This is a genomic window from Ideonella benzenivorans (assembly GCF_020387415.1).
GTDB classification, from domain to species: Bacteria; Pseudomonadota; Gammaproteobacteria; order Burkholderiales; family Burkholderiaceae_C; genus Ideonella; species Ideonella benzenivorans.
In genome coordinates this window covers 577686-604384 of record NZ_JAGWCB010000010.1, presented here as the reverse complement: position 1 = coordinate 604384, position 26699 = coordinate 577686, and the positions used below count along the sequence as shown (strand labels likewise).

Annotated in this window: 27 protein-coding genes; 16 read left to right on the top strand and 11 right to left on the bottom strand. The window is 70.0% G+C overall.

From position 1 onward, the window contains the following. Positions 1 to 14 precede the first annotated feature (14 nt). Together KGA65_RS11555 and KGA65_RS11550 are read right to left on the bottom strand one after the other, a co-directional pair. The gene (locus KGA65_RS11555) at positions 15 to 1352 is read right to left on the bottom strand and encodes a 3-oxoacyl-ACP reductase (RefSeq protein ID WP_225863257.1); all 1338 of its coding nucleotides are present in this window, start codon (positions 1350 to 1352) and stop codon (positions 15 to 17) included. A gap of 49 nt (positions 1353 to 1401) precedes the next feature. Further along, positions 1402 to 2337, bottom strand: coding sequence for a DMT family transporter (locus KGA65_RS11550; RefSeq protein ID WP_225863256.1), 936 nt, complete (start codon positions 2335 to 2337; stop codon positions 1402 to 1404). Positions 2338 to 2468: 131 nt separating this feature from the next. On the opposite strand from KGA65_RS11550, the gene KGA65_RS11545 reads away from it, so the two are divergent. From KGA65_RS11545 to cyoE, 6 genes are all read left to right on the top strand, one after another. Continuing rightward, positions 2469 to 3347, top strand: coding sequence for a LysR family transcriptional regulator (locus tag KGA65_RS11545; protein ID WP_225863255.1), 879 nt, complete (start codon positions 2469 to 2471; stop codon positions 3345 to 3347). 471 nt (positions 3348 to 3818) lie between these two features. Continuing rightward, positions 3819 to 4757, top strand: a complete 939-nt coding sequence (gene cyoA, locus KGA65_RS11540; RefSeq protein WP_225863254.1) for a ubiquinol oxidase subunit II — start codon at positions 3819 to 3821, stop codon at positions 4755 to 4757. A gap of 6 nt (positions 4758 to 4763) precedes the next feature. Continuing rightward, the gene (cyoB, locus tag KGA65_RS11535; protein ID WP_225863253.1) at positions 4764 to 6818 is read left to right on the top strand and encodes a cytochrome o ubiquinol oxidase subunit I; all 2055 of its coding nucleotides are present in this window, start codon (positions 4764 to 4766) and stop codon (positions 6816 to 6818) included. Positions 6819 to 6834: 16 nt separating this feature from the next. After that, on the top strand, positions 6835 to 7449 hold the full coding sequence (gene cyoC, locus KGA65_RS11530; RefSeq protein ID WP_225863252.1) for a cytochrome o ubiquinol oxidase subunit III: 615 nt from the start codon (positions 6835 to 6837) through the stop codon (positions 7447 to 7449). Beyond that, positions 7449 to 7778, top strand: coding sequence for a cytochrome o ubiquinol oxidase subunit IV (gene cyoD / locus KGA65_RS11525; protein WP_225863251.1), 330 nt, complete (start codon positions 7449 to 7451; stop codon positions 7776 to 7778). Before cyoC ends, cyoD begins: the two co-directional genes overlap by 1 nt. Positions 7779 to 7789: 11 nt before the next feature. Next, on the top strand, positions 7790 to 8677 hold the full coding sequence (gene cyoE, locus KGA65_RS11520) for a heme o synthase (RefSeq protein ID WP_225863250.1): 888 nt from the start codon (positions 7790 to 7792) through the stop codon (positions 8675 to 8677). A gap of 35 nt (positions 8678 to 8712) precedes the next feature. Here cyoE and KGA65_RS11515 read toward each other — a convergent pair whose 3' ends face one another. Beyond that, positions 8713 to 9657 carry a YVTN family beta-propeller repeat protein gene (locus KGA65_RS11515; RefSeq protein WP_225863249.1) on the bottom strand — a complete coding sequence of 315 codons (945 nt, stop codon included), beginning with the start codon at positions 9655 to 9657 and terminating at the stop codon, positions 8713 to 8715. 152 nt (positions 9658 to 9809) lie between these two features. On the opposite strand from KGA65_RS11515, the gene KGA65_RS11510 reads away from it, so the two are divergent. Beyond that, positions 9810 to 10535 carry a glutathione S-transferase N-terminal domain-containing protein gene (locus tag KGA65_RS11510; protein WP_225863248.1) on the top strand — a complete coding sequence of 242 codons (726 nt, stop codon included), beginning with the start codon at positions 9810 to 9812 and terminating at the stop codon, positions 10533 to 10535. Between the two features lie 72 nt (positions 10536 to 10607). Further along, positions 10608 to 12485, top strand: coding sequence for a pyruvate kinase (locus tag KGA65_RS11505; protein WP_225863247.1), 1878 nt, complete (start codon positions 10608 to 10610; stop codon positions 12483 to 12485). Here the strand turns inward: KGA65_RS11505 and KGA65_RS11500 are convergent, their stop codons facing one another. Then, positions 12486 to 12785: a hypothetical protein gene (locus tag KGA65_RS11500; RefSeq protein WP_225863246.1), complete on the bottom strand. Its 300-nt coding sequence runs from the start codon at positions 12783 to 12785 to the stop codon at positions 12486 to 12488. It abuts the gene before it with no gap. A gap of 74 nt (positions 12786 to 12859) precedes the next feature. On the opposite strand from KGA65_RS11500, the gene KGA65_RS11495 reads away from it, so the two are divergent. After that, positions 12860 to 13720 carry a creatininase family protein gene (locus KGA65_RS11495; protein WP_225863245.1) on the top strand — a complete coding sequence of 287 codons (861 nt, stop codon included), beginning with the start codon at positions 12860 to 12862 and terminating at the stop codon, positions 13718 to 13720. Positions 13721 to 13747: 27 nt separating this feature from the next. Beyond that, the gene (locus tag KGA65_RS11490) at positions 13748 to 15022 is read left to right on the top strand and encodes a YncE family protein (protein WP_375142629.1); all 1275 of its coding nucleotides are present in this window, start codon (positions 13748 to 13750) and stop codon (positions 15020 to 15022) included. Between the two features lie 81 nt (positions 15023 to 15103). On the opposite strand, the gene KGA65_RS11485 is transcribed toward KGA65_RS11490, so the two are convergent. Next, positions 15104 to 16465 carry an MFS transporter gene (locus KGA65_RS11485; protein ID WP_225863244.1) on the bottom strand — a complete coding sequence of 454 codons (1362 nt, stop codon included), beginning with the start codon at positions 16463 to 16465 and terminating at the stop codon, positions 15104 to 15106. 158 nt (positions 16466 to 16623) lie between these two features. On the opposite strand from KGA65_RS11485, the gene KGA65_RS21060 reads away from it, so the two are divergent. The 5 genes from KGA65_RS21060 (at position 16624) to KGA65_RS11460 (ending at position 21448) form a co-directional block, all read left to right on the top strand. Further along, a complete protein-coding gene (locus tag KGA65_RS21060; RefSeq protein WP_310740958.1) occupies positions 16624 to 18798 on the top strand; it encodes an ATP-binding protein in 2175 nt (724 codons plus the stop codon). Between the two features lie 7 nt (positions 18799 to 18805). Next, positions 18806 to 19417, top strand: a complete 612-nt coding sequence (locus KGA65_RS11475; protein ID WP_225863243.1) for a response regulator transcription factor — start codon at positions 18806 to 18808, stop codon at positions 19415 to 19417. Positions 19418 to 19508: 91 nt separating this feature from the next. Continuing rightward, entirely contained in the window at positions 19509 to 20480 is a 972-nt protein-coding gene (locus KGA65_RS11470; protein WP_225863242.1) for a DnaJ C-terminal domain-containing protein, read from the top strand. Continuing rightward, positions 20477 to 20791: a chaperone modulator CbpM gene (locus KGA65_RS11465; protein ID WP_225863241.1), complete on the top strand. Its 315-nt coding sequence runs from the start codon at positions 20477 to 20479 to the stop codon at positions 20789 to 20791. The genes KGA65_RS11470 and KGA65_RS11465 overlap by 4 nt, the downstream gene beginning before the upstream one ends. Before the next feature lie 51 nt (positions 20792 to 20842). Further along, complete coding sequence (locus tag KGA65_RS11460; RefSeq protein ID WP_225863240.1) at positions 20843 to 21448, top strand: ATP-dependent Clp protease proteolytic subunit; 606 nt, start codon at positions 20843 to 20845, stop codon at positions 21446 to 21448. A gap of 25 nt (positions 21449 to 21473) precedes the next feature. Here KGA65_RS11460 and KGA65_RS11455 read toward each other — a convergent pair whose 3' ends face one another. Beyond that, positions 21474 to 23024: a DASS family sodium-coupled anion symporter gene (locus KGA65_RS11455; protein ID WP_225863239.1), complete on the bottom strand. Its 1551-nt coding sequence runs from the start codon at positions 23022 to 23024 to the stop codon at positions 21474 to 21476. A 220-nt stretch (positions 23025 to 23244) separates the two neighbouring features. Between KGA65_RS11455 and KGA65_RS11450 the strand changes: the two genes are divergently transcribed. Then, positions 23245 to 23898 (top strand): GntR family transcriptional regulator, encoded by a 654-nt coding sequence (locus KGA65_RS11450; protein WP_225863238.1) that lies wholly within the window; start codon positions 23245 to 23247, stop codon positions 23896 to 23898. A gap of 19 nt (positions 23899 to 23917) precedes the next feature. Here KGA65_RS11450 and KGA65_RS11445 read toward each other — a convergent pair whose 3' ends face one another. From KGA65_RS11445 to KGA65_RS11425, 5 genes are read right to left on the bottom strand one after another with little or no spacing between them, the layout of a single operon-like run. Beyond that, a complete protein-coding gene (locus KGA65_RS11445; RefSeq protein WP_225863237.1) occupies positions 23918 to 24847 on the bottom strand; it encodes an ornithine cyclodeaminase family protein in 930 nt (309 codons plus the stop codon). 27 nt (positions 24848 to 24874) lie between these two features. Continuing rightward, positions 24875 to 25633, bottom strand: a complete 759-nt coding sequence (locus tag KGA65_RS11440) for a sulfite exporter TauE/SafE family protein (RefSeq protein WP_225863236.1) — start codon at positions 25631 to 25633, stop codon at positions 24875 to 24877. Positions 25634 to 25641: 8 nt separating this feature from the next. After that, complete coding sequence (locus KGA65_RS11435) at positions 25642 to 25920, bottom strand: 2Fe-2S iron-sulfur cluster-binding protein (protein WP_225863235.1); 279 nt, start codon at positions 25918 to 25920, stop codon at positions 25642 to 25644. Then, positions 25917 to 26243 (bottom strand): ferredoxin, encoded by a 327-nt coding sequence (locus tag KGA65_RS11430; protein ID WP_225863234.1) that lies wholly within the window; start codon positions 26241 to 26243, stop codon positions 25917 to 25919. The genes KGA65_RS11435 and KGA65_RS11430 overlap by 4 nt, the downstream gene beginning before the upstream one ends. Before the next feature lie 45 nt (positions 26244 to 26288). Beyond that, complete coding sequence (locus KGA65_RS11425) at positions 26289 to 26621, bottom strand: 2Fe-2S iron-sulfur cluster-binding protein (RefSeq protein ID WP_225863233.1); 333 nt, start codon at positions 26619 to 26621, stop codon at positions 26289 to 26291. Between the last annotated feature and the right edge of the window lie 78 nt (positions 26622 to 26699).

Sequence of the window (26699 nt, the reverse complement as noted above, 5' to 3'; positions counted from 1 at the left end):
GGTCCGGGCCGCGCTCAGCCGCCCAGCAGCGACTGGCCGCAGACGCGCAGCACCTGGCCTGTCAGCCCCAGGGCCTCGGGGCGGGCCAGGAAGGCCACTGCCTCGGCCACGTCGCGCGGCTGGCCGCCCTGGGCCAGCGCGTTCATGCGCCGCCCGGCTTCGCGGATCAGCCAGGGGATGCGGCGGGTCATCTCCGTCTCGATGAAGCCGGGCGCCACCGCATTGACCGTGATGCCCCGCCCGGCCAGCGCCGTCGCGCGGCGGGCCACATAGCCGATCAGCGCCGCCTTGCTGGCCGCGTAATTGGTCTGCCCGGCATTGCCGGCGATGCCGCTGATGGAGGACAGGCAGACCTCGCGCCCGCCCGCGCGCAGCAGGCCGGCGCTGTCCAGGGCCGCATCCAGCCGCAGCACGGCCTGCAGGTTGACTGCCATCACGGCGTCCCATTCGGCGGCGCTCATGCGGGCCAGCGTGCGGTCTCGCGTGATGCCGGCGTTGTGCACCAGCAGGTCCACGCCGCCCCAGGGGCGCAGGGCCGCCGTCAGTTGCTGTGGCGCATCCGGCGCAGTGATGTCCAGCGCCAGGGCGGTGCCGCCCAGGCGTTGGGCCAGCGCCGCCAGCGCCGTTTGCGCGGCCGGCACGTCCACGCACAGCAGCTGGGTGCCGTCTTCGGCCAGGCGTTCGGCGGTGGCCGCGCCCAGGCCGCGCGCGGCCCCGGTCACCACGGCGACGCGGGGGGCGGTGGGGGTGGCCGGCGGGGCGGCGACCGTGGCCGTCAGCCGCAGGGCCCGGCCCGACACGTAGGCGCTGCGGTGGCTGCAGAAAAAGCCCACCGGCCCGTCCAGCCGGTCGGGGCTGCCGGGCGTGAGCCACAGCAGGTTGGCGGTGGCGCCGCGCCGACCCACTTCCTTGGCCAGGCTGCGCACAAAGCCCTCGCAGGCCTGCGCGGCGGCGGCGGCCTCGGCGCTGTCCAGTGTGTCCGGGGCGGTGGCCAGCACCAGCAGGTGGGCGCAGGGCGCCAGCCGGGGCAGGCGCGGGCCGAAGAAGTCCCTGAGCGCCTGCAGGGCCGCCACTGTGTGGCAGCCGGTGGCGTCGAAGACGGCGATGTCCAGCGGCCCGTCGCCCGTGTCCAATGCGGCGCCGTGCGCCAGCAGGCTGCGCTGGACCACCGCCAGCGCCGCGCCTTGCGCCGTGCCAGCCAGGCTGGCGCGGCGGCCCTGCAGTTCGTCGGTCCGCCGGGGGCCCGCCTCGCGGCAGAGCCGGCGCGGTGCGGGCAGGCCCAGGCGGCGGATCAGCGGGCCGGTCCAGCGGCCTGCGGCCAGTTCAACCAGTTGGTCGGTGGGGACGGTCATGAGGGGGGCAGAGGAAGGGCAATGGCGACCGCCCATTGTGGGCCCGGCGTCAGCGGCAGGGGGCGGCGCGCGGGGCGGGCGCGCTGGCCCCGGGCAGGGCATGCAGCGTCAGCGCCATGGCCACCAGCGCGGTGCCCAGCAGCTCGCTGGCCCCGGGCGGCTGGCCCAGCAGGGCCCGCATCGCCATCACCGAGACCGGCACCACGTTCAGGAACAAGGTGCCCACCGCCGGTCCCAGCCGGCGCACGCCAAGGTTGAAGGCCAGCGCTGCCAGCACCGTCGGCACCAGGGCGACGTAGACCAGCGAGGGCGCCCAGGCTTGCAGCGTGATCGGGGCCGGGGCGCGGCACAGGCCCAGCGCGGTCAGCAGCAGGGCCGCGCCGAGCAGCCAGGGCAGTGAGGCCGTGGCCGTCAGTGCGGTGTATTCCAGCGCGTTCAGGTGGCTCAGCCGGGCGCCGCCGCGGGTGTAGACCACCCAGCCCAGGGTGGCGGCGAAGATGAGGGCGTCGCCCCACAGGGCATCGGGCCCGGCGGCCCGGGCGGCGGGGCCCAGCAGGCCGGCCACCGTGGCCACCCCGGCCAGGGCCAGCGCGGCGCCCCACAGGGCCCGGGCGCTGGGGCGCTGCCCATCCAGCCACCAGCGCAGGCCCAGGGTGGAGAAGGGCATGGTGGCCATCAGGACAGAGGCGTGCGAGGGCAGCGTCAGCCGCAGGCCGTAGAAGCACAGCGTGCTGAAGGCGCCATAGCCGAGCAGCCCCAACCAGGTCAGGGACCGGTGGTGGCGGCGCAGCTGGGTCCAGGGCGCGCGGCCCCAGACCTGCACCAGGGCCAACAGGGGCAGGGTGGCCAGCGCATAGCGCACGGTGGTGAACCAGACCGGGTCCAGCTGGGCAACCATCGGCTTGGCGACCAGGAACATGCTGCCCCAGGCGGTGGTGGCGGCCAGCAGGGCCAGCACGGCCCAGACGACGGGAACGGCTTGCATGGCGACTCCTTGAACGGAAAAGGGTCGCCAGTCTGGGCGGCGGGCCGGGGCCCGGTCCATTCGTTTCGGCCGAGCGGGGTCTTCGGAAAAACGAGACGCAGGCCGGGCAGGGGCCGCCGAGAATCGCGGCCATGGAGATCTACCAGCTCAAGACCTTTGTGGCCGTGGCCACCGAGGGCAACCTGACCCGGGCGGCCGAGCGGGTCTTCACCAGCGCGCCGGCGGTCAGTGCCCAGCTCAAGGCGCTGGAGGAGGAGCTGGGGGTGCGTCTGTTCGACCGCACCTCACGGGGCATGGCCCTCACGCCGGCCGGGCAGCGCCTGCTGGCCGAGGCCCAGCGCACGTTGGCGGCGGCCCAGGCCCTGCAGGCGACGGCGGCGCAGATCCGCGGCCAGGTGCGCGGCGTGGTGCGCATGGGCACCATCACCGATCCGGCGGCGCTGCGGCTGGGGGAGGTCTTCGTGCAACTGGCCGAGCAGCATCCGCAGGTGGCCCTGCAGCTGCGCCAGGGGGTGTCGATGCACGCGACCCAGGCCGTGCGGCGCGGCGAGCTGGACTGCGCCTGGGTGCTGTGCGAGCACCAGACGCTGGACGGGCTGGAGATCCTGCGTCTGCAAGCCTGCGAAGTCGTGGCGGCCGTGCCACGCCGGCTGTCGGCCGACGGTCTGCCGGACAGCCTGGGGGAGCTTGCGCGCCTGCCCTGGGTGGCCACACCGCCCGAGTGCGGGCTGCGCGGCCAGCTGGACCGTCTCTTCGCCCAGGTGGGCGTGCCGGTGCCGGCCACGGTGATGGCCGACACCGAAAGCGCGGTGCGCAGCATGGTGGCCAGCGGCCTGGGGGTGGGGCTGATGCGCCGCGACCAGGCCGAGGCCGCTGCGCGCGACGGGCAGGCGGACATCTTCCCGGGCTGGTCCGGGCAGACCTGGCTGTGTTGGATCAGCACCCCCGAGGCCCTGGCGATTCCCGCGGTGGCGGCGGTGCGAGAGACCGTGCAGGCCCTCTGGCCCTGACAAAGCATTTGTGCCAATCCATGCTTAGCGCATGCCGGCAAAACTTGGCAACCTATTCCGACTTGACAACCCAGTCAATGGAGTGAACCCGGTCAGCCAATACAATGGGTGCCAAATACCCGCATTGCGACAGATCAATCGCCACACCGTGGTGGCGTGCGCCAGATCAATCGATCTGGGGTCTGTGGCCAGGCCAGCCAGATGAATCGGATTCAGCCCATGCGCCGGAGTGCCCGGCGCCCCGTCGACGCTTGCGCGCCCTGCGCAGGCGGGCGCCTGGGCGCGCCGGTCGCCGGCCATCCGGTGGGCCTGTTGCCGGCCGCTGAGCCGCCTCCGCTGGCGGTCGCATCCGCTCCGCCGAGCTGATGCGAGCCCCCGGTGCCTGGGCACCGGTGACACGCCGGCGCCACGGCCGGTTCCGCTTCCCGCGCGCCGCAGGGCGCTCCCCATCCTCCTTAACCACGTAGTCGTATGACGAGAAAATCCAGACCCACTCGTTGGCTGGGGGCCGGTGCGGCCCTGCTGGCCACGCTGCTCTCGGGCTGCAAGGGCGGCATCCTCGACCCGAAGGGGCCGATCGGCGCCGACGAGAAGTCGTTGATCATCACGGCCACCCTGCTGATGCTGCTGGTGGTGATCCCGGTGATCGCGATGACGCTGGTGTTCGCCTGGAAGTACCGGGCCAGCAACACGGCCGCCGCCTACACGCCCAAGTGGGCGCACTCCGGCAAGATCGAGGCGGTGGTCTGGACCATCCCCGTGGTGATCGTGATCGGGCTGGCCATCCTGGCCTGGGAGACCACCCACAAGCTGGACCCGTACCGCCCGCTGGAATCGGACAAGGCGCCGATCAAGGTGGACGTGGTGGCCCTGAACTGGAAGTGGCTGTTCATCTACCCGGACCTGGGCATCGCCACCGTCAACCAGCTGGCCTTCCCGAAGGACACGCCGGTGAACTTCCGCGTGACCTCCGATGTGGCGATGAACTCCTTCTTCATTCCGCAGCTGGGTGGCCAGATCTACGCGATGGCCGGCATGCAGACCAAGCTGCACCTGCTGGCCTCCGAGGCCGGCAGCTATGACGGCATGTCGTCCAACTACAGCGGCGGTGGCTTCACCGGCATGAAGTTCAAGGCGATCGCCACCGAGACGCCCGAGGACTTCCAGGCCTGGGTGGCCAAGGTCAAGGCCCAGGCCACCCCGCTGGATGCCCAGGCCTACCTGGCCCTGGCCAAGCCGAGCGAGAACAACGCGCCGGCCTTCTACACCGCTGCCGAGCCGCGTCTGTTCGACGCCGTGATGCACAAGTACATGGCGGGCCGCCAATCGCTGGCCGCCACCGACGACGACCTGAAGCTGGCCGCGCTGAGCAAGGCGCTGTGCGAGCCCGTGGCCGCCACCAAGGAGTAATTCGCGATGTCGACGCTATTGGGCAAACTGAGCCTGGACGCGATCCCCTTCCATGAGCCCATCGTGATGGTGACGCTCAGCGGGGTGGCCGTCCTGGCCGTGCTGATCCTGTCCCTGATCACCAAGTACGGCAAGTGGGGCTACCTCTGGAACGAGTGGCTCACCTCGGTCGATCACAAGAAGATCGGCACGATGTACATCATCCTTGCGATGGTGATGCTGCTGCGCGGCTTTGCCGACGCGGTGATGATGCGCGGCCAGCTGGCCGTCGCCACCGGCGGCAACATGGGCTTCCTGCCGCCGGACCACTACGACCAGGTGTTCACCGCGCACGGCGTGATCATGATCATCTTCATGGCCATGCCGTTCATGACGGGCCTGATGAACATCATCGTGCCGCTGCAGATCGGTGCGCGTGATGTGGCCTTCCCGTTCCTGAACTCGCTGAGCTTCTGGCTGCTGGTGGCGTCCGCCGGGCTGGTGAACCTGTCGCTGGGCGTGGGCAACTTCGCCCGCACCGGCTGGGCCGCCTACCCGCCGCTGTCCGAGCTGGGCTTCAGCCCGGACGTCGGGGTGGACTACTACATCTGGGCCCTGCAGCTCTCGGGCATCGGGACCACACTGACGGCCATCAACTTCCTGGTGACCGTCTGGAAGATGCGCGCCCCCGGCATGAAGCTGATGGACATGCCGATCTTCACCTGGACCTGCACCTGGGCCAACGTGCTGATCGCCACCTCCTTCCCCATCCTGACCGGTGCGCTGGCCATGCTGACGCTGGACCGCTACCTGGGCTTCCACTTCTTCACCGCGGATGCCGGCGGCAACGCGATGATGTACCTGAACCTGTTCTGGGCCTGGGGTCACCCTGAGGTGTACATCGTGGTCCTGCCGGCGTTCGGCATCTACTCGGAGGTGATCTCCACCTTCACCGGCAAGCGCCTGTTCGGTCACCGCTCGATGATCTACGCCTCCGGCGCGATCGCGGTGCTGGGCTTCATGGTCTGGCTGCACCACTTCTTCACGATGGGCTCCGGCGCCGACGTGAACGCCTTCTTCGGCATCGCCACGATGGTGATCGCGGTGCCGACCGGTGTGAAGCTGTTCAACTGGGTGTTCACGATCTACCGTGGCCGCCTGCGCTTTGACCCGCCGGTGCTGTGGGCCCTGGGCGCCATGGTCACCTTCGCCATCGGCGGCATGACCGGCGTGCTGATGGCCGTGCCGGGCGCGGACTTCGTGCTGCACAACAGCCTGTTCCTGATCGCCCATTTCCACAACACCCTGATCGGTGGCGCGGTGTTCGGCTACCTGGCCGGCTTCGCCTACTGGTTCCCCAAGGTGTTCGGCTTCAAGCTGAACGCCAAGCTGGGCAAGGCCGCGTTCTGGTTCTGGCAGATCGGCTTCTTCGTGGCCTTCATGCCGCTGTACGTGCTGGGCTTCCTGGGCATGACCCGTCGCCTGAACCACACCGACAACCCGCTGTGGACCCCCTGGCTGCACCTGGCCGCGGTGGGCGCCGTGCTGATCGCGATCGGCATCGCCTTCCAGCTGCTGCAGCTGGCCGTCAGCATCTGGCAGCGCAAGAAGGCCGAAGACCTGAGCGGTGACCCGTGGAACGCCCACACCCTGGAATGGTCCACCTCGTCGCCGGCCCCGGCCTACAACTTCGCCGTCATCCCGACCGTGCACGACATCGACGCCTGGACGGACATGAAGGAAAAGGGCCTGGCCTACCAGCAACCTGCGCAGTACGCGCCGATCCACATGCCGCGCAACACCTCGATGGGCGTGTTCATGGGCGCCTTCTCGCTGGCCATGGGCTTCGCGCTGATCTGGCACATCTGGTGGCTGGCCATCGTCGGCCTGCTGGGCAACGTGGTCTGCATGCTGATCCGCGCCTACGACCCGGACAAGGACTTCTACATCCAGCCCGATGAGGTGCTGGCCACCGAAAACGCCCACCTGGCCAAGGTGCGCGCCGCCAAGGCGGCTGGCGCTCTGCCGGATGCGGTCGCTGGTCAACCCGTGGCCGGTGCCACCGGCGTGGCCGCCGCTTGAGAGGGAGTGAACCGAGATGAGTACCCACGTTGTTGACGGCGCGCACGGCGCGCACGACGAGCACGAGCACCATGACAGCGGTTCGCAGACCGTGCTGGGCTTCTGGCTCTACCTGATGACCGACTGCATCTTGTTCGCGACCGCGTTCGCGACCTATGCGGTGCTGTACCGGAACGTCGCCACCGGCCCGATGGGCCGTGAGATCTTCGACCTGCCCTATGTGATGGTGGAAACGGCGGCCCTGCTGCTGAGCTCGATCACCTACGGCTTCGCGATGATCGCTGGTCACAAGCAGAACAAGTCGGGCGTGCTCGGCTGGCTGGCCCTGACCTTCCTGTTCGGCGCGGTCTTCATCGGGATGGAAATCAACGAGTTCCATCACATGATCGAAGAGGGCCACGGCCCGCAGGTCAGCGGCTTCCTGTCGGCCTTCTTCGGCCTGGTGGGCCTGCACGGCCTGCACGTGACCGGCGGCCTGATCTGGATGGCGGTGCTGATGTTCGAGACGGTCAAGACCGGCCTGAGCAGCCGCCTGATGACCCGCCTGAACTGCCTGAGCCTGTTCTGGCACTTTCTGGACATCGTCTGGATCTGCGTCTTCACCATCGTCTACCTGAAGGGAGTGCTGTGATGAGCGCCGCTTCGCATGAACACGCCGAGGACCATGGCAGCGTCAAGAGCTACCTGGTCGGCTTCGCGCTGTCGGTGATCCTGACGGCCATCCCGTTCTGGATCGTGATGAGCGGCCACTTCACCGCCTCGGCGGCGACGGCCGGCATCCTGGTCTTCGCGGTGGTCCAGATCCTGGTGCACCTGAAGTACTTCCTGCACCTCGGCTTCAAGACCGAGAGCGGCAAGGTCAACAGCCTGTCCTTCCTGTTCACCGCGATGGTGATCGGCCTGCTGGTGGTGCTGTCGATCTGGATCATCACGAGCGCCGACGCGCTGATGCTGCGCTGAGCGAGGCGGACTTGAAGTTCAGCCGTTACTTCCAGGTCACCAAGCCCGGCATCACCGGCGGCAACCTGATCGCCACCTTCGGCGGCTTTCTGCTCGCCAGCCAGGGCCACCCCCTGGACTGGGGGCTGATGCTGGCCACGGCGATCGGTCTGTCGCTGGTGGTGGCCTCGGGCTGCGCGATCAACAACTGCATCGACCGCGACATCGACAGCCGCATGGCCCGCACCCAGAAACGGGTGCTGGTCACCGGCGCGATGAGCGTGCGGGCGGCCTTCGCGCATGGCCTGGTGCTGGGCGTGGCGGGTTTCGCCACCCTGGCGCTGTGGACCAATGCGCTGGCCACCGCCTGCGCGGCCTTCGGCTACTTCATCTACGTGGGCGTCTACAGCCTGTGGATGAAGCGCCGTTCGGTCTACGGCACGGTGGTGGGCAGCCTGTCGGGGGCGGTGCCGCCGGTGGCAGGCTACTGCGCCGCCAGCGGTCGCTTCGACACCGGCGCGCTGATCCTGCTGCTGATGTTCTGCCTGTGGCAGATGCCGCACTCCTACGCCATTGCGATCTTCCGCTTCAAGGACTATGAAGCCGCGAAGATCCCGGTGCTGCCGGTGGTGCGGGGCATCTCCGCGGCCAAGCGCCAGATCGTGCTCTACATCCTGGCCTTCACCGTGGCGACCGTGCTGCTGGTGGTGGGCGGCTATGCCGGCTACGGCTACCTGGCGGTGGCGGTGGCCACCAGCCTGTGGTGGCTGAAGATGGCGCTGGCCGGCTACCAGCCGGCGGTGGACGACCGCCGCTGGGCGCGCCAGGTGTTCCTGTTCTCGACCGTCACCATCTCCGCGCTGAGCGTGATGATGGCGGTGGACGGCCAGGTGCCGGCGACGATCGGCTGGGTGCTGTGATCCGAGCACCCCGGCGGTGACACGAAAGGGCGGCCTCAGCGGATCGCCACGCCCCAGGGCAGCTTGCCCACCGGAATGTCCTTGATCTTCTCGTTCTTCGCCAGGTCGATCACCGACACGGCGCCAGAGCGACCGCAGGCCACGTAGAGCTTCTGGCCGTCGGGCGTGAGCGCCATGTTCCAGGGGCGCTGGCCCACCGGGATGGTGGCCTGCACCGCCAGCGTCTGGGCATTGATCACCATGACGTTGTGGTCGCCGCCGTTGGAGACGAAGACCCGTTGGCCATCCGGGTGCACCACGATGCCGTTGCTGCGCAGGCCGGCCTTCACCTGGCCGACGATCTTCCAACGCGCGGTGTCGATCTTGTAGACCTCGCTGGCCGTCTCGGCCGCCACCCAGGCGAACTTCCCATCGGGCGAGAAGCCCATGCCCCGGGGCCGTGCGCCCACCGGGATCTGCGTCACCTCACTGCGGCTGGCCACGTCGATCACGTCCACCGCCTCGCCTTCCTCGGCGCTGACGATCACCGTCTTGCCGTCGGGCGAGAACACCGCATGCTCCGGGTTGCGGCCCTTGACCTTCACCTCGAACACCTTCTGCCGGGTGGCGGTGTCGATGAACATCACCTCGTTGCCTTCCTCCACCGCGGCGGCCACCCAGCGGCCATCGGGCGAGATGCCGGCGCCTTCGGGCGAGGTGCCCAGCGGGATGCTGCCCACCAGCTTGCCGGCCACCAAGTCGACCACGTTCAGCGCCCCCGCGGGCTGGTCGGTCACGAAGGCGGTGCGCGCATCGGGTGTGACCACCGTGCCGCGGGGCTTCTTGCCGGCCGGGATCTCGGCCACCACCGTGTCGGTCTGGGTGTCGATCACGCTCAAGGTGCCCGAACCTTCGTTGGGCACATAGGCGTGGGGGGCGGCCTGCACCGTCAGGGCGCAGGCGCTCAGCAGGGCGGCGAACAGAAAGGGCGGGGTCGGCATCCAGGTTCCTTGCAGGACAGACAACGCAGCCAGTGTAGAAACCGGTCCCCCGCCCGGCCAGCGTGCAGACCCGAAGGCCCGCCCGCCCCAAGGGCACTGCGGTCGCTCCAGAATGGAGCACTGTCCTTCCACCGCTGCCAAGGAGACCTCGCATGACCGCTGCCGCCGCCTATGTGCTGCACTACTGGCCCACGCCCAACGGCCACAAGATCACGCTGATGCTGGAGGAGCTGGGGGTGCCCTACACCCTGCAGCCGGTCAACATCAGCGCGGGCGACCAGTTCCAGCCGGCCTTTCTGGCGATTTCGCCGAACAACCGCATGCCGGCCCTGGTGGACCCTGCGCCGGCCGATGGCGGCGAGCCGATCAGCGTGTTCGAGTCCGGTGCGATCCTCGTCTACCTGGCCGAGAAGCACGGCGCCTTCCTGCCGAGCGACCTGCGCGGGCGCAAGACGGTGCTGGAATGGCTGTTCTGGCAGGTCGGCGGCCTGGGGCCGATGGCGGGGCAGAACCACCACTTCGGCCTCTACGCGCCAGAGAAGATCCCCTACGCCATCGAGCGCTATGTGAAGGAGACCAACCGCCTCTACGGCGTGCTGGACCGCCGGCTGGCGCAGCACCCCTGGGTGGGCGGGGCGGAGTACAGCATCGCCGACATGGCCATCTACCCCTGGATCGTGCCCTGGGAGCGCCAGCAGCAGCGGCTGGCCGACTTTGCGCACCTGTCGCGCTGGTTCGCCGCGGTGGCGGCCCGTCCGGCCACCGCGCGGGCCTATGCCCAGGCCCAGGGCCCGGCCTTCACGGCCCAGCCGACGGTGACGGAGGCGGGCAAGAAGCTGCTGTTCGGCCAGACCGCGGCCTCGGTGGCGCCGCGCTGAGCCCGGCGGCGTGCCGCAGGCCGTCTGGGTGTCACCGCGGCGTCACCCGCGCTGCGCAGACTGGGCCACACCATGCCTGAACCTTCCGACCTGATGACGCTGGCCGAGGCTGGCTGGGATGCCCCGACCACCGAGGCGCTGATCCACGACCTGTGGGCCCTGCGCCAGGCCATGCTGGACCACGCGGTGGCCCTGGCGCCGCAGATCGAGGCGGCCGATGCGGCCCACCGGCCCAGCGCCATCAACCTGGCCCACTACCTGGCGCTGCGGCAGGTGGACCTGCGCGACCTGCAGTCCCGTCTGGCCTGGATCGGGGTGTCCTCGCTGGGCCGTTCGGAAAGCCATGTGCTGGCCAACCTGGACAAGGTGCTGGGCCTGTTGCACCGGCTGCTGGGGCGGTCGTGGTCCCCGCTGAGTGACGATGAGCCGGTGGGCTTCCGGCGGGGCGCCGCCCTGCAGGCCCAGCATGCCGAGGCGCTGTTCGGCCCACCGCCCGCGGGTCGGGCCACCCGCATCATGGTCACGCTGCCCAGCGAGGCGGCGCACGACGAGGGCCTGGTCGAATCCCTGGTGGCCGCCGGCATGGACGTGGCGCGCATCAACTGCGCGCACGATGGCCCGGTGGCCTGGGAGGCCATGGCCGTGTCGGTGCGCCGGGCGGCCGCGGCGGCGGGGCGCCCGGTGCGGGTGTTGATGGACGTGGCCGGCCCCAAGCTGCGCACCGGCCCGGTGGCCGAGGGCCCGGCGGTGCTGCACCTCAAGCCCCGGCGGGATGCCTGGGGCCGCGTGACCACGCCGCTGCAACTGGGCCTGTGCCCGCGGACGGCGCTGGTGCCGCTGCCGGGCGCGCAGGCCAGCGTCGGTGTGGACCCGGCTTGGCTGAACGGGGCCCGGCCGGGCGACACCCTGGCGCTGACCGACACCCGGGGGGCGCACCGCGTGCTCACCGTCGAGGCGGTGCGGCCGGACGGCCTGCGGGTCAGCGGCGCGCACAGCCTGTACCTGGATGCCGAGGTGCGGCTGCACTGGCAGAAAGGCGCCGCCCGCGCCGGCGAGGCGACGATGCTGTCGGGCATTCCGGCCCAGCCGGGGGCCTTGCACCTGGCCCGCGGCGACCGCCTGCGCCTGCTGGCCGAGGGGCTGGGGCGGCCGGCGGAGCCCGGGGCGCCCGGCCGGCCGGCCGAGATCGCCTGCACCCTGCCGGAGGTGCTGGCCCAGGTGCAGGCCGGGCAGCGCATCTGGTTTGACGATGGCCACATCGGTGGCGTGGTGCGGGTGGCCAGCGCGCGGGCGCTGGAGGTCGAGATCACCGACGTGCCCGACAGCGGCGCCAAGCTGGCCGCCGACAAGGGCATCAACCTGCCCGACACCCTGCTGGACCTGCCAGCCCTGACCGCCCAGGATCTGGAGGACCTGGCCACGGTGGCCCGCTGTGCCGACCTGGTGGGCCTGTCGTTCGCCCAATCCGCGGCCGATGTGCGGACCCTGCGGGCACGGTTGGCCGCCCTGGGGGCGCCCGCGCTGGGCCTGGTGCTGAAGGTGGAGACCCGGCGTGGCTTTGCACAGTTGCCGGAGATGCTGTTGGCCGCCATGGCCGGGCCGGCCGCCGGGGTCATGATCGCGCGCGGTGACCTGGCGGTGGAATGCGGCTACGAACGCCTGGCCGAGGTGCAGGAGGAGATCCTCTGGGCCTGCGAGGCGGCGCACCTGCCGGTGGTCTGGGCCACCCAGGTGCTGGAGAACCTGGCCAAGACCGGCGCGCCCTCGCGGGCGGAGATCACCGATGCGGCGATGGGCGAGCGCGCCGAGTGCGTGATGCTCAACAAAGGACCGCACATCGTCGAGGCCATTCAGCTGCTCGACGACATCCTGCATCGCATGCAGGCCCACCAGGCCAAGAAGCGCCCTTTGCTGCGGGCGCTGCGGGCCTGGGGGGCGGCCGACGCCTGATCAGCGGCCCACGGTGCCCAGCACCGCGGTCAGCACCTTCTCCATCTCGTTGCCGATGGTCTGGAGCGTGCCCTTGACCTGGGTGGCGTCCTGCGTCTTGGGTTGCTGGCGCAGAGCCTCCAGGGCCTGGGCGGCCGCGTCGCGCAGGCTGCGCAGTTCCTCCAGCCGGCTTTGCAGGTCGCTGGCCAGACCGGAAGTCGCACCCACTTGCTGGGTGCGGTTCATCAGCTCGTCGATGTGGCGCAGGTGGGCTTCCGATTCCAGGATGTGCTGTTCGCTCAGGCGGTCGATTTCGCTCATGGGGGCCTCCAAAGAGTTGTGGTGCGCACGCCGCGTCGCTGCCGGGCGGGCCGGGCAGGCAGCGACAATGTCGCATGTCTGTCCTGTTTCCGTCCCCCTGGACCCCGGCAGGGGCGTTGGCGGTCATTGTGCTCTCCCTGTCTGTCCTGGCCACCCCGGCCCATGCGGGGAGCGACGGCGCCCCGTCCGGTACGGTGGCGCTGGAGGCCCTGTCCTCACCCGAACTGAAGGCCCGCCTGCAGGCCGGCACCGACACCGTGCTGGTGCCCATCGGCGGCACCGAGCAGAACGGCCCGCACATGGTGCTGGGCAAGCACAACGTGCGGGTGCAGGCGCTGGCCGCGCAGATTGCCCGCCAGTACGCCCATGCCGTGGTGGCGCCGGTGCTGGCCTATGTGCCCGAGGGCGGCGTCACCCCGCCGCAAGGGCACATGCGCTTTGTGGGCACCATCTCCATCCCGACCGCCGCCTTCGAGGGCCTGCTGGAGGGCACCGCCCGCAGCTTCCACCAGCATGGATTCCGCCATGTGGTGTTCCTGGGCGACCACGGGGGCTACCAGCGCAACCTGGAGGCCGTGGCCGCACGCCTGAACCGCGAATGGAGGACCGGCCCGGGCACCGCTGGCGGGCCGGCCGTGCTGGCGCTGACGGCCTACTACCGGGCGGCCGAGGACTTTGACGGTCAGCTCAAGGCCCAGGGCTACAGCGCCGCCGAGATCGGCACCCATGCGGGGCTGTCGGACACCGCGCTGGCGCTGGCGGTCGATCCGTCCCTGGTGCGTGTCGACCGAATGAAGTCGGCCGGCGTTGACCAGGGCAGCGATGGTGTGCGGGGCCAGCCGGCCCGGGCCACCGCAGCCTTGGGCCAAGCCGGCATCCGCCACATCGTGGACGCCTCGGTGACCGCCTTGCGCGCGCAGTTCGACCGCCACTGATCCACTTTTCTCTTGCCGCGAGTTCCTGTGACGTTTTCGACGATTTCGCCGCGCCGCCCGCTGGGCTGGCTGGGAGGCCTGGGGGCCGTGGCGGCCGCTGCGGTGGCCGTGTTCGGGCCCACCGCCGTGCCGGCGGCCACGCCGCCGCGGCCCGTGATCCACACGGTGCCGGGCATGCCGCCCGTGCCCAACCCCGCCAACCTCTACAGCGAGACGGCGGCTGGCCATCTCAGCCCGGCCCTGCGGGGTGACCTGGCGCGCGTCTATGTGCCCAACCTGCGCTCGCACGATGTCTCGGTGATCGACCCGGCGACGCTGAAGGTGGTGGACCGCTTCCAGGTGGGGCGCGGCCCGCAGCACATCGTGCCCGCGTGGGATCTGCGCACGCTGTGGGTGGCCAACAATGCCGAACGCCGCACCGACGGCAGCCTGACGCCGATCGACCCGCGCACCGGCAAGCCGGGCCCGTCGGTCGAGGTCGACGATCCGTACAACCTGTACTTCACGCCCGATGGCACATCAGCCATCGTGGTGGCCGAGGCCCGGCACCGGCTGGACTTCCGCGACCCGAAGACGATGGCGATGCAGTACAGCATCGACGTGCCGCAGTGCGGCGGCATCAACCACGCCGAGTTCTCGATCGACGGGCGCGAAGCCCTGTTCACCTGCGAGTTCCAGGGCAGCGTGGCCCGCGTGGACCTGGTGCACCGCCAGGTGCTGGGCTACCTGAAGCTGCGCCTGCCGGCCACCCGCTTCAAGGCGGCCGGGCCGGTGGACGGCGGGCCGCCGGGCAGCGAGGTCTGCTCGGCCAAGAAGGGCATGCCGCAGGACATCCGCCTCTCGCCCAATGGCAAGCGCTACTTCGTGGCCGACATGGAGGCCGATGGGGTGCACGTGATCGACGCCGCCACCTTCACCGAGGTGGGCTTCATCGCCACCGGCGTGGCGGCGCATGGCCTGTACCCCAGCCGCGACGGCAGCAAGCTCTACGTGGCCAACCGGGGCTCGCACAAGATCCACGGCAAGCCCAAGGGGGCGGGCAGCGTCTCGGTGATCGACTTTGCCAGTGAGAAGGTCGTCACCCAGTGGCCCATCCCGGGCGGGGGCAGCCCGGACATGGGCAATGTCAGCGCCGATGGCCAGTGGCTGTGGCTGGCGGGCCGCTTCGATGACGTGGTCTACCGCATCAACACCACCAGCGGCGCGGTGAACAAGATCAAGGTGGGCCAGGAGCCGCACGGCCTGACCGTCTGGCCGCTGCCGGGCCGCTATTCGCTGGGCCACACCGGCAACCTGCGCTGAGGAGCGACTCCCCGGTCTGACACGACCAAGCAAAAGGCCCGCAGCCTTTCAGCCGCGGGCCTTTGTCGTGGGCGGGACGCGTCAGGCGTGTTCCGCGTCGATCGCCGAGGTCTTCTTGGTGTCGCGCATCAGCAGGTTGACCAGCAGCGTGCAGCCGATGATCGCGGTGGCGTACCAGTAGAAGCCCGATTCGTGGCCACTCTGCTTGAACCACAGTGCGATGTACTCGGCCGTGCCGCCGAACACCGAGACCGCGAAGGCATAGGGCACGCCCACGCCGGTGGCGCGGATGGCGGCCGGGAACAGCTCGGCCTTCACCACCGCGTTGATCGAGGTGTAGCCCGAGACGATCAGCCAGGCGCAGGCGATCAGGCCGAAGGCCTCCCAGGGGCCCTGGGCATGCTGGATGGCGGTCAACAGCGGCACGGTCAGCAGCGTGCCCAGCAGGGCGAAGCCCACCAGCAGCGGCCGGCGGCCAATCTTGTCCGACAGGGCGCCATAGATCGGCTGCAGCAGCAGCGCGAACACCAGGCTGGCGGCCGACACCGCGGTGGTCTGGGTGTCGGTCAGGCCCACCGACAGCTTCAGGAACTTCTGCATGTAGGTGGTGTAGACGTAGAAGGCCAGCGTGCCGCCCATGGTCAGGCCGACCACGATGGCGCATTCGCGCGGGTACTGCATCAGCTGGCGCAGGCCGCCCATCCTCTGGCCGCCGGAGCGGGCCTTGGCCTTCTCGAAGGACGCCGTTTCCGGCAGGTCGCGCCGCATCCACAGCGCGGTCAGGGCCAGGCCGGCGCCGACGAAGAAGGGGATGCGCCAGCCCCAGGCCTTGAGTTCCTCGGGCGTGAGCAGCTGGTGCTGCAGCACCAGCAGCAGCACCAGGGCGGTCAGTTGGCCGCCGATCAGCGTGACGTACTGGAAGCTGGCGTAGAAGCCGCGGTGGTTCGAGCTGGCCATCTCCGACAGGTAGGTGGCGCTGGAGCCGTACTCGCCGCCCAGGCTCAGGCCCTGCAGCAGGCGCGCCAGCAGCAGCAGCGCCGGGGCCAGCGCGCCGACGGTGGCGTAGGTGGGCGCGCAGGCGATCAGCAGCGAGCCGCCGCACATCAGCAGCACCGAGGCCATCAGCGCGGTGCGTCGGCCCAGGTGGTCACCGATGTAGCCGAACAGCAGGCCGCCGATCGGGCGGATGAAGAAGCCCAGCGCGAAGATGCCCGCGGTGGACAGCATCTGGGCGGTCGGGTCCTCCTTGGGGAAGAAGGCCGAGGCGAAGTACAGCGCGAAGGCCGAATAGGCGTAGAAGTCGTACCACTCGACCAGGTTGCCGATGGAGCCGACGATGATGGCCTTCAGACGCTGGAGCGAAATGGCCTCGGGGGCGGTGGACACGGGGGCGGGCGTGGCAGCGCTGGCGCTGCCCGCGCCCAGCGTGGTGGCGGGGGGCATGGGTTTGTCTCCTCGGTGGGGGATTGGCGCTGCGACGGACTCAGCAGCGTCCTGGCGCCAGTGTGGCGAGCGCCGCGGCGAGGGGCATCCGCAAGGGCCGCGGGACGGCTCTGCGTAGATTTACGGAGATCGGTGCGGCCACGGGCGCTTCTGCCAAGATGCGCGCCGTGTCCACGCCCCGCTCGCTCGCTGCTCTGCTCGCCCGGTTGCGCCGGGATCCCCGCCGCTGGGGCGCCTGGCTGGCGCTGGCCGCGCTGGTGCTGGGCACCGGCTGGGTGGCCGGCGGGTGGGCGCAGCGGCATGAGACCGAGCAGCGCCTGGCGGCCCTGCGTTCCGCCCAGGAACTGCACGCGCTGGGCCTGCGCGGGGTGATCGGCAAGTACGGCTACCTGCCGGCCGTCGTTGCCCGCCAGCCGGCTGTGCGGGCCTTGCTGGCCCAGCCGGGCAACCCGGTGCTGCGCGACCGGGTCGACGAGGACCTGGCGGAAATCAGCCGCCGCGCCGATGCGCTGGCCGTCTATGTGATGGACCCGGCCGGCAATGCGCTGGCGGCCAGCAACGCCGGCACGCCGGAGAGCTTCGTCGGTCGCAACTACGCGCGCCGGCCGTATTTCACCCGGGCCCTGCAGGGCGGCACCGGCCTGTTCTACGGCGTCGGGCTGACGACGGGCCACCCCGGCCTGTTCGTGGCCGAGGCCATCCGCGACCAGGGACAGGTGCGGGGGGTGGTGATCGTCAAGCTGTCACTGGACAAGGTGGCGGCCACCTGGGCCCGCGCCACCGACCCCGTGCTGCTGCGTGACGAGCACGGGGTGGCCTTCCTGGCCACCTACCCGGACTGGCGCTACCACACCACCCGGCCGCTGACGCCGGGGGATGCCACCGCGCTGCGCGACTCCGAGGCCTACGGCCACGGCGCGGTGCTGGCGCCCATGCCCTGGGACGTGCGGCCGGCCACCCCGGCCGGCGCCTTCGTGCTGCACACCCGCATCGGCGGCCGTGCGCACAGCTTCCTGGCGCTGGACCAGACGCTGCCCGACTACGGCTGGACGCTGACGGTGATGACCGACCGCGACGAGATCCTGCAGGTGCGTGACCAGGCCTGGGCCATGGCCGCGCTGCTGATGGCGCTGCTGGTGATGGCCGGCCTGTACTGGCGGCTGCGCGAGCGCCGCTACGCCGAACAGCGCAGCGCCCGGCGCGAGTTGGAGCAGCGGGTGGCCGACCGCACCCGCGAGTTGCAGGACGCCCAGGCCTTCCGCCACGCGATGGAGGAGTCGCTGCTGGTGGGCATGCGGGCGCGCGACATGGACGGCCGCATCATCTACGTCAACCGCGCGCTCTGCCAGATGACCGGCTACGAGCCCGAGGAACTGCTGGGCAAACGCCCGCCCTACCCGTACTGGCACCCGGACGACATGGAGAAGCACTGGAGCGACAGCAATGCCTCGCTGGCCGGGCGGGCCGAGCGCAGCGGCTTCGAGTCGCGGGTGCGGCACAAGGCCGGGCACGACGTGATCACGCGGGTCTACACCGCGCCGCTGATCGACGCCGACGGCGTGCAACAGGGCTGGATGAGCTCGGTGGTGGACATCACCGAGCAGACCTGCGCCGAGGAGCGCCAGCGGGCCCAGGAGGCCCAGCTGCAGCGCGCCGCCCGCCTGGCCAGCCTGGGCGAGATGGCCTCCACGTTGGCGCACGAGCTCAACCAGCCGCTGATGGCGCTGTCCAACTTCGCCGCGGCGGCCCAGGCCCTGGCCGAGGGCGGGCCGCCCGGGCTGCTGGTGCAGAGCCTGCAGGACATCCGCGCCCAGGCCCAGCGGGCCTCCGAGATCGTGCGGCGCATCCGCGGCATGGTGCGCCAGGGCAGCGGCCTTGCCGAGCGCTTCGAGGTGGCCGAGTGGGTGGAAACCGTGCTGGCCTGGCTCAAGCCCGAGATCCAGGCCCGCCGGGTGCGCATCGTGCTGCAGCTGCCGCCGGGCCTGCCGGCCCTGCTGGCCGACCGGGTGCTGGCCGAGCAGCTGCTGCTCAACCTGGTGCTGAACGCCCTGCAGGCGCTGGATGGCCAGCCACCGGCGCGCCGGCGCATCGAGCTGTCGGCCCGGGTGGCCGGCGGGCGCCTGGTTTTCTCGGTGGCCGACCACGGCCCGGGCATCGCCCCGGAGCATGCACAGCGCCTGTTCGACCCCTTCTTCACCACCAAGGCTGACGGCCTGGGCCTGGGCCTGAAGATCTGCCGCTCCATCGCCGAGGCCCACGGCGGGGCGCTGAGCTGGCACCCGCGGCCCGGCGGTGGCGCCGTGTTCGAATTCAGCCTGCCGCTTGCCCCCTGAACCTGCCATGACCGCGCCGTCCAAAGTCCAGCTGCCCGTCTATGTCGTCGACGACGACGAGGCGGTGCGCCGCTCGCTGGTGATGTTGCTGTTCCCGCAGGGGCTGGCGGTGCAGGGCTTCGAGCGCGGGGAGGACTTCCTGGCCGCGGTCGATCTGCAGCAGCCCGGCTGCGTGATCCTGGACCTGCGGCTGGGCGGCCTGAGCGGGCTGCAGGTGTTCGAGGCCCTGCGGGCCGCACGCAGCCCGCAGGTGGTGCTGTTCCTTTCGGGGCATGGCGACATCCCGACCGCGCTGGCCGCCGTCAAGCAGGGCGCCTTCGACTGGGTCGTCAAGCCCGACACCGGCGAGCTGCTGGCCAAGCTGCCGCCGGCCCTGGCCGAAGCGGCCGAACGGGCCCAGGCCCGCACCCGCTGGGCCGGGCTGACCCCGCGCGAGCGCGAGGTGGCCCGCTGGGTGGCGCTGGGCTGGTCCAACAAGGCCATTGCCCGGGCCCTGGTGCCCGAGTGCAGCCCGCGCTCGGTCGAGACCCATCGCGCCAACCTGTTCGCCAAGCTGGACATGGCCAACGACAACGCGCTGGGGCGCTGGCTGGGGCGCTTCGAGGCCATCCTGCCCTGAGCGGCTGTCGCCAACGGGCCGACGGCGCTAAGCTTGCCGCTTGAAGTGGCGGCCGTCTGTCGCCATCTGGGGCGAGAGAGGATCGACCACTGTGGAATTCAAGGACTACTACCAGGTGTTGGGCGTGGCGCGTGATGCCACGCCCGAGGCCATCAAGAAGGCCTACCGGCAGTTGGCGCGCAAGTACCACCCGGACGTCAGCAAGGAGCCGGACGCGGCCAACCGCATGAGCGAGGTCAACGAGGCCTATGCCGTGCTGTCCGACCCGGAGCGCAAGGCTGCCTACGACGCCGTGGGCCAGGGCCACCAGGGCGGGGAACACTTCACGCCGCCGCCGGGCTGGGACAGCGGCTACGAGTTCTCCGGCCAGGGCTTCGACCCCATGGACGCGGGCGACTTCAGCGAGTTCTTCTCGCAGCTGTTCGGCCATGCCGGGGCGCAACGCCGGCAGACCCGGCGCGGCGCGGCCGCGGGCCGGGGCGAGGACCGCCATGCCCGCATTGAGCTGGCGCTGCAGGACGCCTTCACCGGCGGCGCGCGTCAGCTGACGCTGCAGCATCCGGTGCTGGACGCCCAGGGCCAGGTGCAGATGCAGCGCCGGGTGCTGGAGGTGAACATCCCGCGCGGCGTCAAGCCGGGCCAGTACATCCGCCTGGCCGGGCAGGGCGGGGCGGGCCAGCCGCCGGGTGACCTGCTGCTGGAAGTGCAGTTCCGCCCGGATCCGCGCTTCCACCTGGAAGGCAGCACGCTGGTAGGCACGCTGCCGGTGGCGCCCTGGGAGGCCGCGCTGGGCGCGGTGGTGCCGGTGACCCTGCCCGACGGCCACACCCTCAAGGTGCGGGTGCCGGAAGGGGCCCAGGCTGGGCGGCGGCTGACCGTGCGCGGGCGCGGCCTGCCATCGGCCACGCCGGGCGATCTGGAGCTGGTGGTGCAGGTCATCCTGCCCAGCGGCATGGACCCGCGGGCCAAGGCGCTCTACGAGCAGATGGCCCGTGAACTGACGGATTTCGACGCGCGCAAGGTGGCTGCGGCCGAAGCGGAGCGCGCAGAGGGGGCAGCATGAGCCGGCACATCACAACCCTGGACGCCTGGCTGAGCCTGGACGAACTGTGCAACCTGGGCGCCTTGCCGCCCGACTGGGTGCGGGCCCGGCTGCGCGCCGGGCTGCTGCAGAGCGTGGCGGGTGAAGCGGATGAGTGCTTCGACGCCGCCATGCTGCAGCGCGCCTGTCGCATGGCCTCGCTGGAGCGCGACTTCGACGCCGTGCCCGAGCTGGCGGCCCTGGTGGCCGACCTGGAGGACGAGATTTCCCGGTTGCGCGCTCGACTGCAGCGCCTCGGTTGGGAAGACGCCTCCGAGACCGACGCACAATGAGCCCCATCGGCGGGTCCTGTTGACCCGCCCCGCCTTGCCAAGGAGATGCCCATGAACCGCCTGGCCGACGCCAAGGACACGCCCAACCCCGCCGAGGAAAACACCCGGCCGGACGACCAGTTCACCAGCAAGTCGCGCACCGTGATGGTGTTCGGCGAGATCAACGACAAGCTGGCCCAGCTGACCTGCCGCCGCCTGCTGTCGCTGGCCGGCGAATCGGACAAGCCCATCACCGTGCTGGTGTGCTCGCCGGGCGGCCATGTGGAGTCTGGCGATGCCATCCACGACATGATCCGCTTCGTCAGCGCACCGGTGTATGTGCTGGGCACCGGCTGGGTGGGCAGCGCCGCGGCGCACATCTACCTGGCCGCACCCAAGGAGCGGCGCCTGTGCCTGCCCAACACCCGCTTCCTGATCCACCAGCCGGCGGGCGGCGCCGGCGGCCAGGCCACCGACATCGCGATCCAGGCCGAGCAGATCATCCGCACCCGCGCCCGCATCGCCAAGGTGATCGCCGAGCAGACCGGCCAGCCGCTGGACAAGGTGGCCCAGGACATCGAGCGCGATTTCTGGATGAACGCCGACGAAGCCGTGGCCTACGGCATCGTCTCGCGCGTCATCCAGACCCAGGCCGAGCTGACCCAGCTGCAAGGCTGAGTCGGCTGCCCAGTGACCCGCCGGCTCAAGCCGCGCGGGTCATGTAGCCCATCCAGGGCCAGTAGGTGAGCGCGAACACCACCAGCAGCGCCACCGCGGCCAGGGTCAGCACCAGGCCCGTGCGCACGAAGTCGCGCGCGCTGAAGGTGTCGGTGCTGAAGGCGATCATCGCCTGGGGTGAGTTGACCGGCAGGATGAAGCCGAAGCTCACCACGAACTGCAGCAGCATGGTCATGCCGACCACCTGGATGCCGGGCGTCTGCACCGCGCTCAGCACGCTGATGACGATGGGGATCATCGTCGAGGCCAGCGCGGTGGCGCTGGCAAAGCCCAGGTGGATCACGATCAGGAACAGCGACAGCAGCATCAGGATCGTGAAGGCACTGGCCTGGGCCAGCCCCAGGTGGGTGACGATCAACTGGGCCAGCCAGGCGGCGGCCTGGGTCTTCAGCAGGGCCGAGCCCACGCTGATGCCCACCGCGAACAGCACCACCGTGCCCCAGGGAAAGCCGCGCTGCGACTCCTTCCAGCTCATCACGCCGATGCGTGGCATCAGCATCAGCGCGATCGCGGCGATGGTGCTCGACGAGGTGTCCACATGGTGCAGCACGCCCTCGGTGGACCAGAAGCCCAGCAGCACCAGCACCATGGCCAGCAGCTTCCATTCCTTGGCGCTCATCGGACCCAGTTCGGCCAGCTGGGCGCGGATGGCGGTCTGACCGCCGGGGATTTCGGTCATCTCCGGCTTCATCATGCGGGTCAGGATGAAGTAGAGCGCCACCGTCAGCAGGGCCGAGAAGGGCGCGCCGGCGATGAACCAGTCGGTCCAGGTGATGCCGGTGCCGAATTGCTTTTCAATGAAGCCGACGGCCACCATGTTCTGGGCCGCCGAGGTCTTGATGCCGACGTTCCAGACGCTGGTGGTCTGGGCGGCGGTGATCATCAGCAGGCCGGCGAAGCGGCTGCGCTTGTCCACCCCGAAGGACTGCACGAAGCCCATCATGATGGGCATCAGGCAGGCCATGCGCGCGGTGGCGCTGGGCACGATGAAGGACAGCAGAAAGCCCACCACCATCGCCCCGATCACGATGTGGTTGACCTGCGCATCGACCTTGGAGAGCACCTTCAGCGCGATGCGCCGATCCAGCCCGGTGGCGGTCATCGCCGCGGCGATGAAACAGGCGGCTGCCACCAGCGCCACCGCGCTGTTGCCAAAGCCCGTCAGCGCCAGACCCAGCGCCTTGCTGGTGCCCATGGCCGCGGTGGCCGCGGCGGCGTCGGGCTTGGCCAGCTCCGGCGTCATGGCCAGCAGGAAGGTCATCAGCGCGCCGATCACGACCGCGCTGACGGCGTAGTCCAGCGCCTCGGTGATCCAGACAATGACCGCAAAGGCCAGGATGCCCAGCATCATCTGCCCGGACGGCGGCAGGCCCGGGGCGGCTGGCATCCAGGCCACCGCGGCCAGTGCGGCAAAGGCGGCCAGCAGACCCAGCCGGGCGCCCCAGCCCGGCGCAGGGGCCGGGGGGCGGGAAGGTGACACTGGCGCGGCCGTGGCAGCGCGATCGGGAACAGGCATGACAGAACTCCAGACGTCGTCGGGCTGACGGATTGGAGGGCAGTCTAGGAAGCCCGGCCCCGGGGGTGTCTTGATCCCGCTCAAGACACCCTGGGATGCCTTGTTCCTCCCTTTTGGCATTCTGTATGCCATCCGAGGGCGCCAGACCCTAGAATCCAACGCTTCAGCCCGCCGGCACCCCTGTGCGGCGGATCTCTTTTCTGTCCTTTCCAAGCCCCCCATGAATGCGCCGACCAAGGAACTCACGTTGGGCGCGAGCCATTCGCCACTCACTGCCCTGGTGGTGGAGGCGCTGCGCGAACAGATCCTCTCCGGAGCCATCCCGCCCGGGGAGCGTCTGGTTGAAGGGCGGCTGTCCGAGGAATTCGGTGTCTCGCGCATGCCCGTGCGGGAGGCCTTGCGCCATCTGGCTTCGGAAGGTCTGGTGACGATCGAGCCACGACGTGGCGCGTCGGTGACCAGTTTCAGCGCCGAACAGATGCGCGAACTGGTGGATGTGCGGGCGACCCTGGAGGGGCTCAACGCCAAGCTGGCGGCCAAGCGCCACGATGAACAGCAGATTGCCGAACTCTCACGCATTCTCGAAGAGGGTACGCGGCTGGCCGAGAGCGATGACGTGGCCACCACCACGCGTCTGAACCAGCGCTTTCACGATGCGCTGGGCAGCATTGCCGCCAATTCGGTGCTGCAGGACATCATGCGCTCGCTGCGCGACCGCACGGCCTTGTTGTTTGCGCCGATGAACCGCAGCCGCGGGCAGCAGAACTGGGACGAGCACGCCGCCATCCTGCGGGCGGTCATCAAGGGGGACGCCGAACTGGCGGCGTTGTTGGCCACCCGCCACGTCTACAACGCGGCCCAGATGGAGCCTTGAGGGGCGTGGGGCGGTGGCCTCAGCAGTCGGCCGAAGCCGCGCTCAGGCGTCGATAGGCCAGGCCGGCCAACGCAATGTCCTCCAGACCCACACCGACCGACTTGTAGATCGTGATCTCGTCGTCGTGTTGGCGACCGGGTGCCTGGCCGCTCACCAGCGCGCCCAGTTCCACCAGTTTCCCATCGGTCACCAGACCGGGGGCAGCCAGGATCAGGTCGCCGGCTTCGTGCAGGCTCTGGGGCTTCCATTCCACGGCGATGCGGCTGGCCCGCGCCAGGGCCCGGTCGTCCAGTTCGCGCGTGTGGGGCAGGCTGGAGCCGATGGCCGCGACAAAGCAGCCTGGTGGCAGCTTGTCGCCGTCGAACAGGGGTTCTGTCGCGCGTGATGCGGTCACCACCAGATCGGCGCCGTCCAGTGCCTCGTCGGCACAGTCGCACAGGCGCACCTGGGTGTGGCAGCGCAGGGCCAGGCGCTGAGCCGCTTCGGCGGTCGGATGGTGATCGCAGATGCGGATCTCGCGCAGGCCGTAGGCCGCGGCCATCTGTTCGGCATGGGCAGTTCCCTGCGTGCCGGCCCCGAACAGCGCCAGGGTCTGGCAGTCCGGCCGTGCCAGGTGCCGGGCAGCGATCACGCTGCAGGCGGCCGTGCGCAGCCGGGTGATGGCCAGGGCGTCCATCGAGGCCAGAGGGCGACCATCCGTGGTCGAGAAGATCAAGATGACGAAGGTGAACCGGCCTTGCAAGGTGGTGTAGACCTTGGCTCCGGCCACGCCTTGGCCCGGGATCACGGCGCCCAGGGTGGAGAGCTTGATGCCCCCGGCTTCGGTGCGCTCGCGGGCCTGCATGGCCGCCTGGCCCCGGCCGAACTGTTCGAACGCCTCGCGCAGGACCAGCTGGGCATCTTCGGGCCGCAGCACGGCATCGATCATGGAGTCGGTGATGTGTCGCATGGGAAAAGGGAAGGAGAGGGGAAGGGCTCAGGCCGTCAGCCACAGGCGCAGCAGCACACCCATGGCGCCCAGTGCGGCAAAGCCCAGCAGGAAGGGCCGGATGGAATGGCCGCCCAGGCGCCGGTTGAGCGGGCCTGAGAGGCCGAAGCCGGCCAACATCCAGGGCGCCAGCATGATGCTCAGGCCCAGTTGCGCCAACGACATGTGCCCCATGACTGCCAACGTCAGCAGGGACACGGCCGAGCCGACGAAGAACACCCAGCCCAGCGTGGCCCGCAGTACCGGGGGGGGCAGGTTCTGCATGGCGATCGCGAAGGGCGGCGCGCCGGCCGAGGTGAGCGTGCCCATCAGTCCGGACGCCAAGCCGGCCAGTGTGATGTTGGCCCGGCTGGGCGCGACGCGCCAACCGATCAGGCTCAAACCCACGCCGGAGAGGATCAGCAGCGCGAACAACAGCGACAGCGCGCGCACCGGCAGCCAGGCCACACAGGCCGCGGCCAGTGCCGTGCCCACCACCCGGCCGGTCAGGGCCATGCCGGCGGCAGGCCAATGGGTGGCGCGACGCTCGCGCAGGGCGGCCATCAAGGCCAGCGGGCAGCCCAGGGCCAGCAGCGGGCCGGGGACGAGCTGAGGAAACAGCAGCGCCGCCACCGGGGCGCTGAACATGGCAAACCCGATACCACCGATGCCTTGCAGGCAGGCGCCCACCAGCACCATCAGGCCCATGCCCAGATAGGTGAGGATGCCGGTGGCGGCCAGCGGGTTGTGGATCAGGCCTGCGTCCATGTCCGGGCCTACCAGGAGACGGCGATGTCGCCGTTGACGAAGGTCTGGCAGGCCATTCGGTAGCCCTCGGCCAGCTGCGCATCGCTCAGGTGGCGGCGCTCTTTGGGCTTGACCGCATCGGTGTGGGCCATCCCTTGTTCGATGCGGCACTTGCAGGTGCCGCACAGGCCTCCACCGCACTTGAAAGGGATGCCACCCTTTTCCTTGAGCGAGACCCGCAGCAGGTTGCTGTTGGGCGGTGCTTCCACCACCTTGCCGTCGCTGTTCAGAAAGGTGATGCGAATCATGCCGTCGCTCCCGGGGTGATGGCCTGCAGCGGGACAGGGCGCAGTGCCAGCTCCATCTGGCCGAAATGGCACAGGTCGGTCAGCTCGCCCCGAGCCTGATCCAGACTGGCATAGCGCGCGAGGAACTTCGAAGGCACCAGATTGACGGTCTCTCGGCCGGCCGTGTCGACCACACGCACCCGCGGGTCGCCTTCGATCTCGGCGATCACGAAGCGCGCGCGGGGATGGCCGCACAGCAGATAGTCATAGGCCTCGATGGGGGTCAGGCCCGGCCCGCTTTCGGTGCGGAACTGACCCGCTTTGCTGGTGAGGATCACGTACATGGGATGGGCTCCAGGGAGATGGGAAGACGAAGGGTCGATGCGGCCTCAGGCACCAGCCCCCGGTGTCACGGCAGAGGCCAGGGGTTCGGCGTCCTGCAGCAACTCGATGTCATGCTCAAGCCAGAGTTGGCAGGCCAGGCGGTAGCCGCCTGCCAGGTGTGCCCCCAGCTGCTTCTTTTCCTTCCAGTTGGCCGGCGGCAGTTGCTCGCCGCCTTGCAACACCTTGCAGGCGCACTTGGCGCACTTGCCCATGCCGCATCCGTAGCTCAGGTGCGGGAAGGGAAACTGCTTGATGCCGGCCTTGACCACGAGGTTGGTCCGCAGCGGCACATCAGCGCTGTAGGTCTGGCCGTTCTTGTGAAAGATGACGTGAGGCATGGCGGGCAACAAAGAGAGGAAGTGAGAACAAGCAACAAAGCTTCAGTATACAGTATACATACATTGATTCAAGTCATC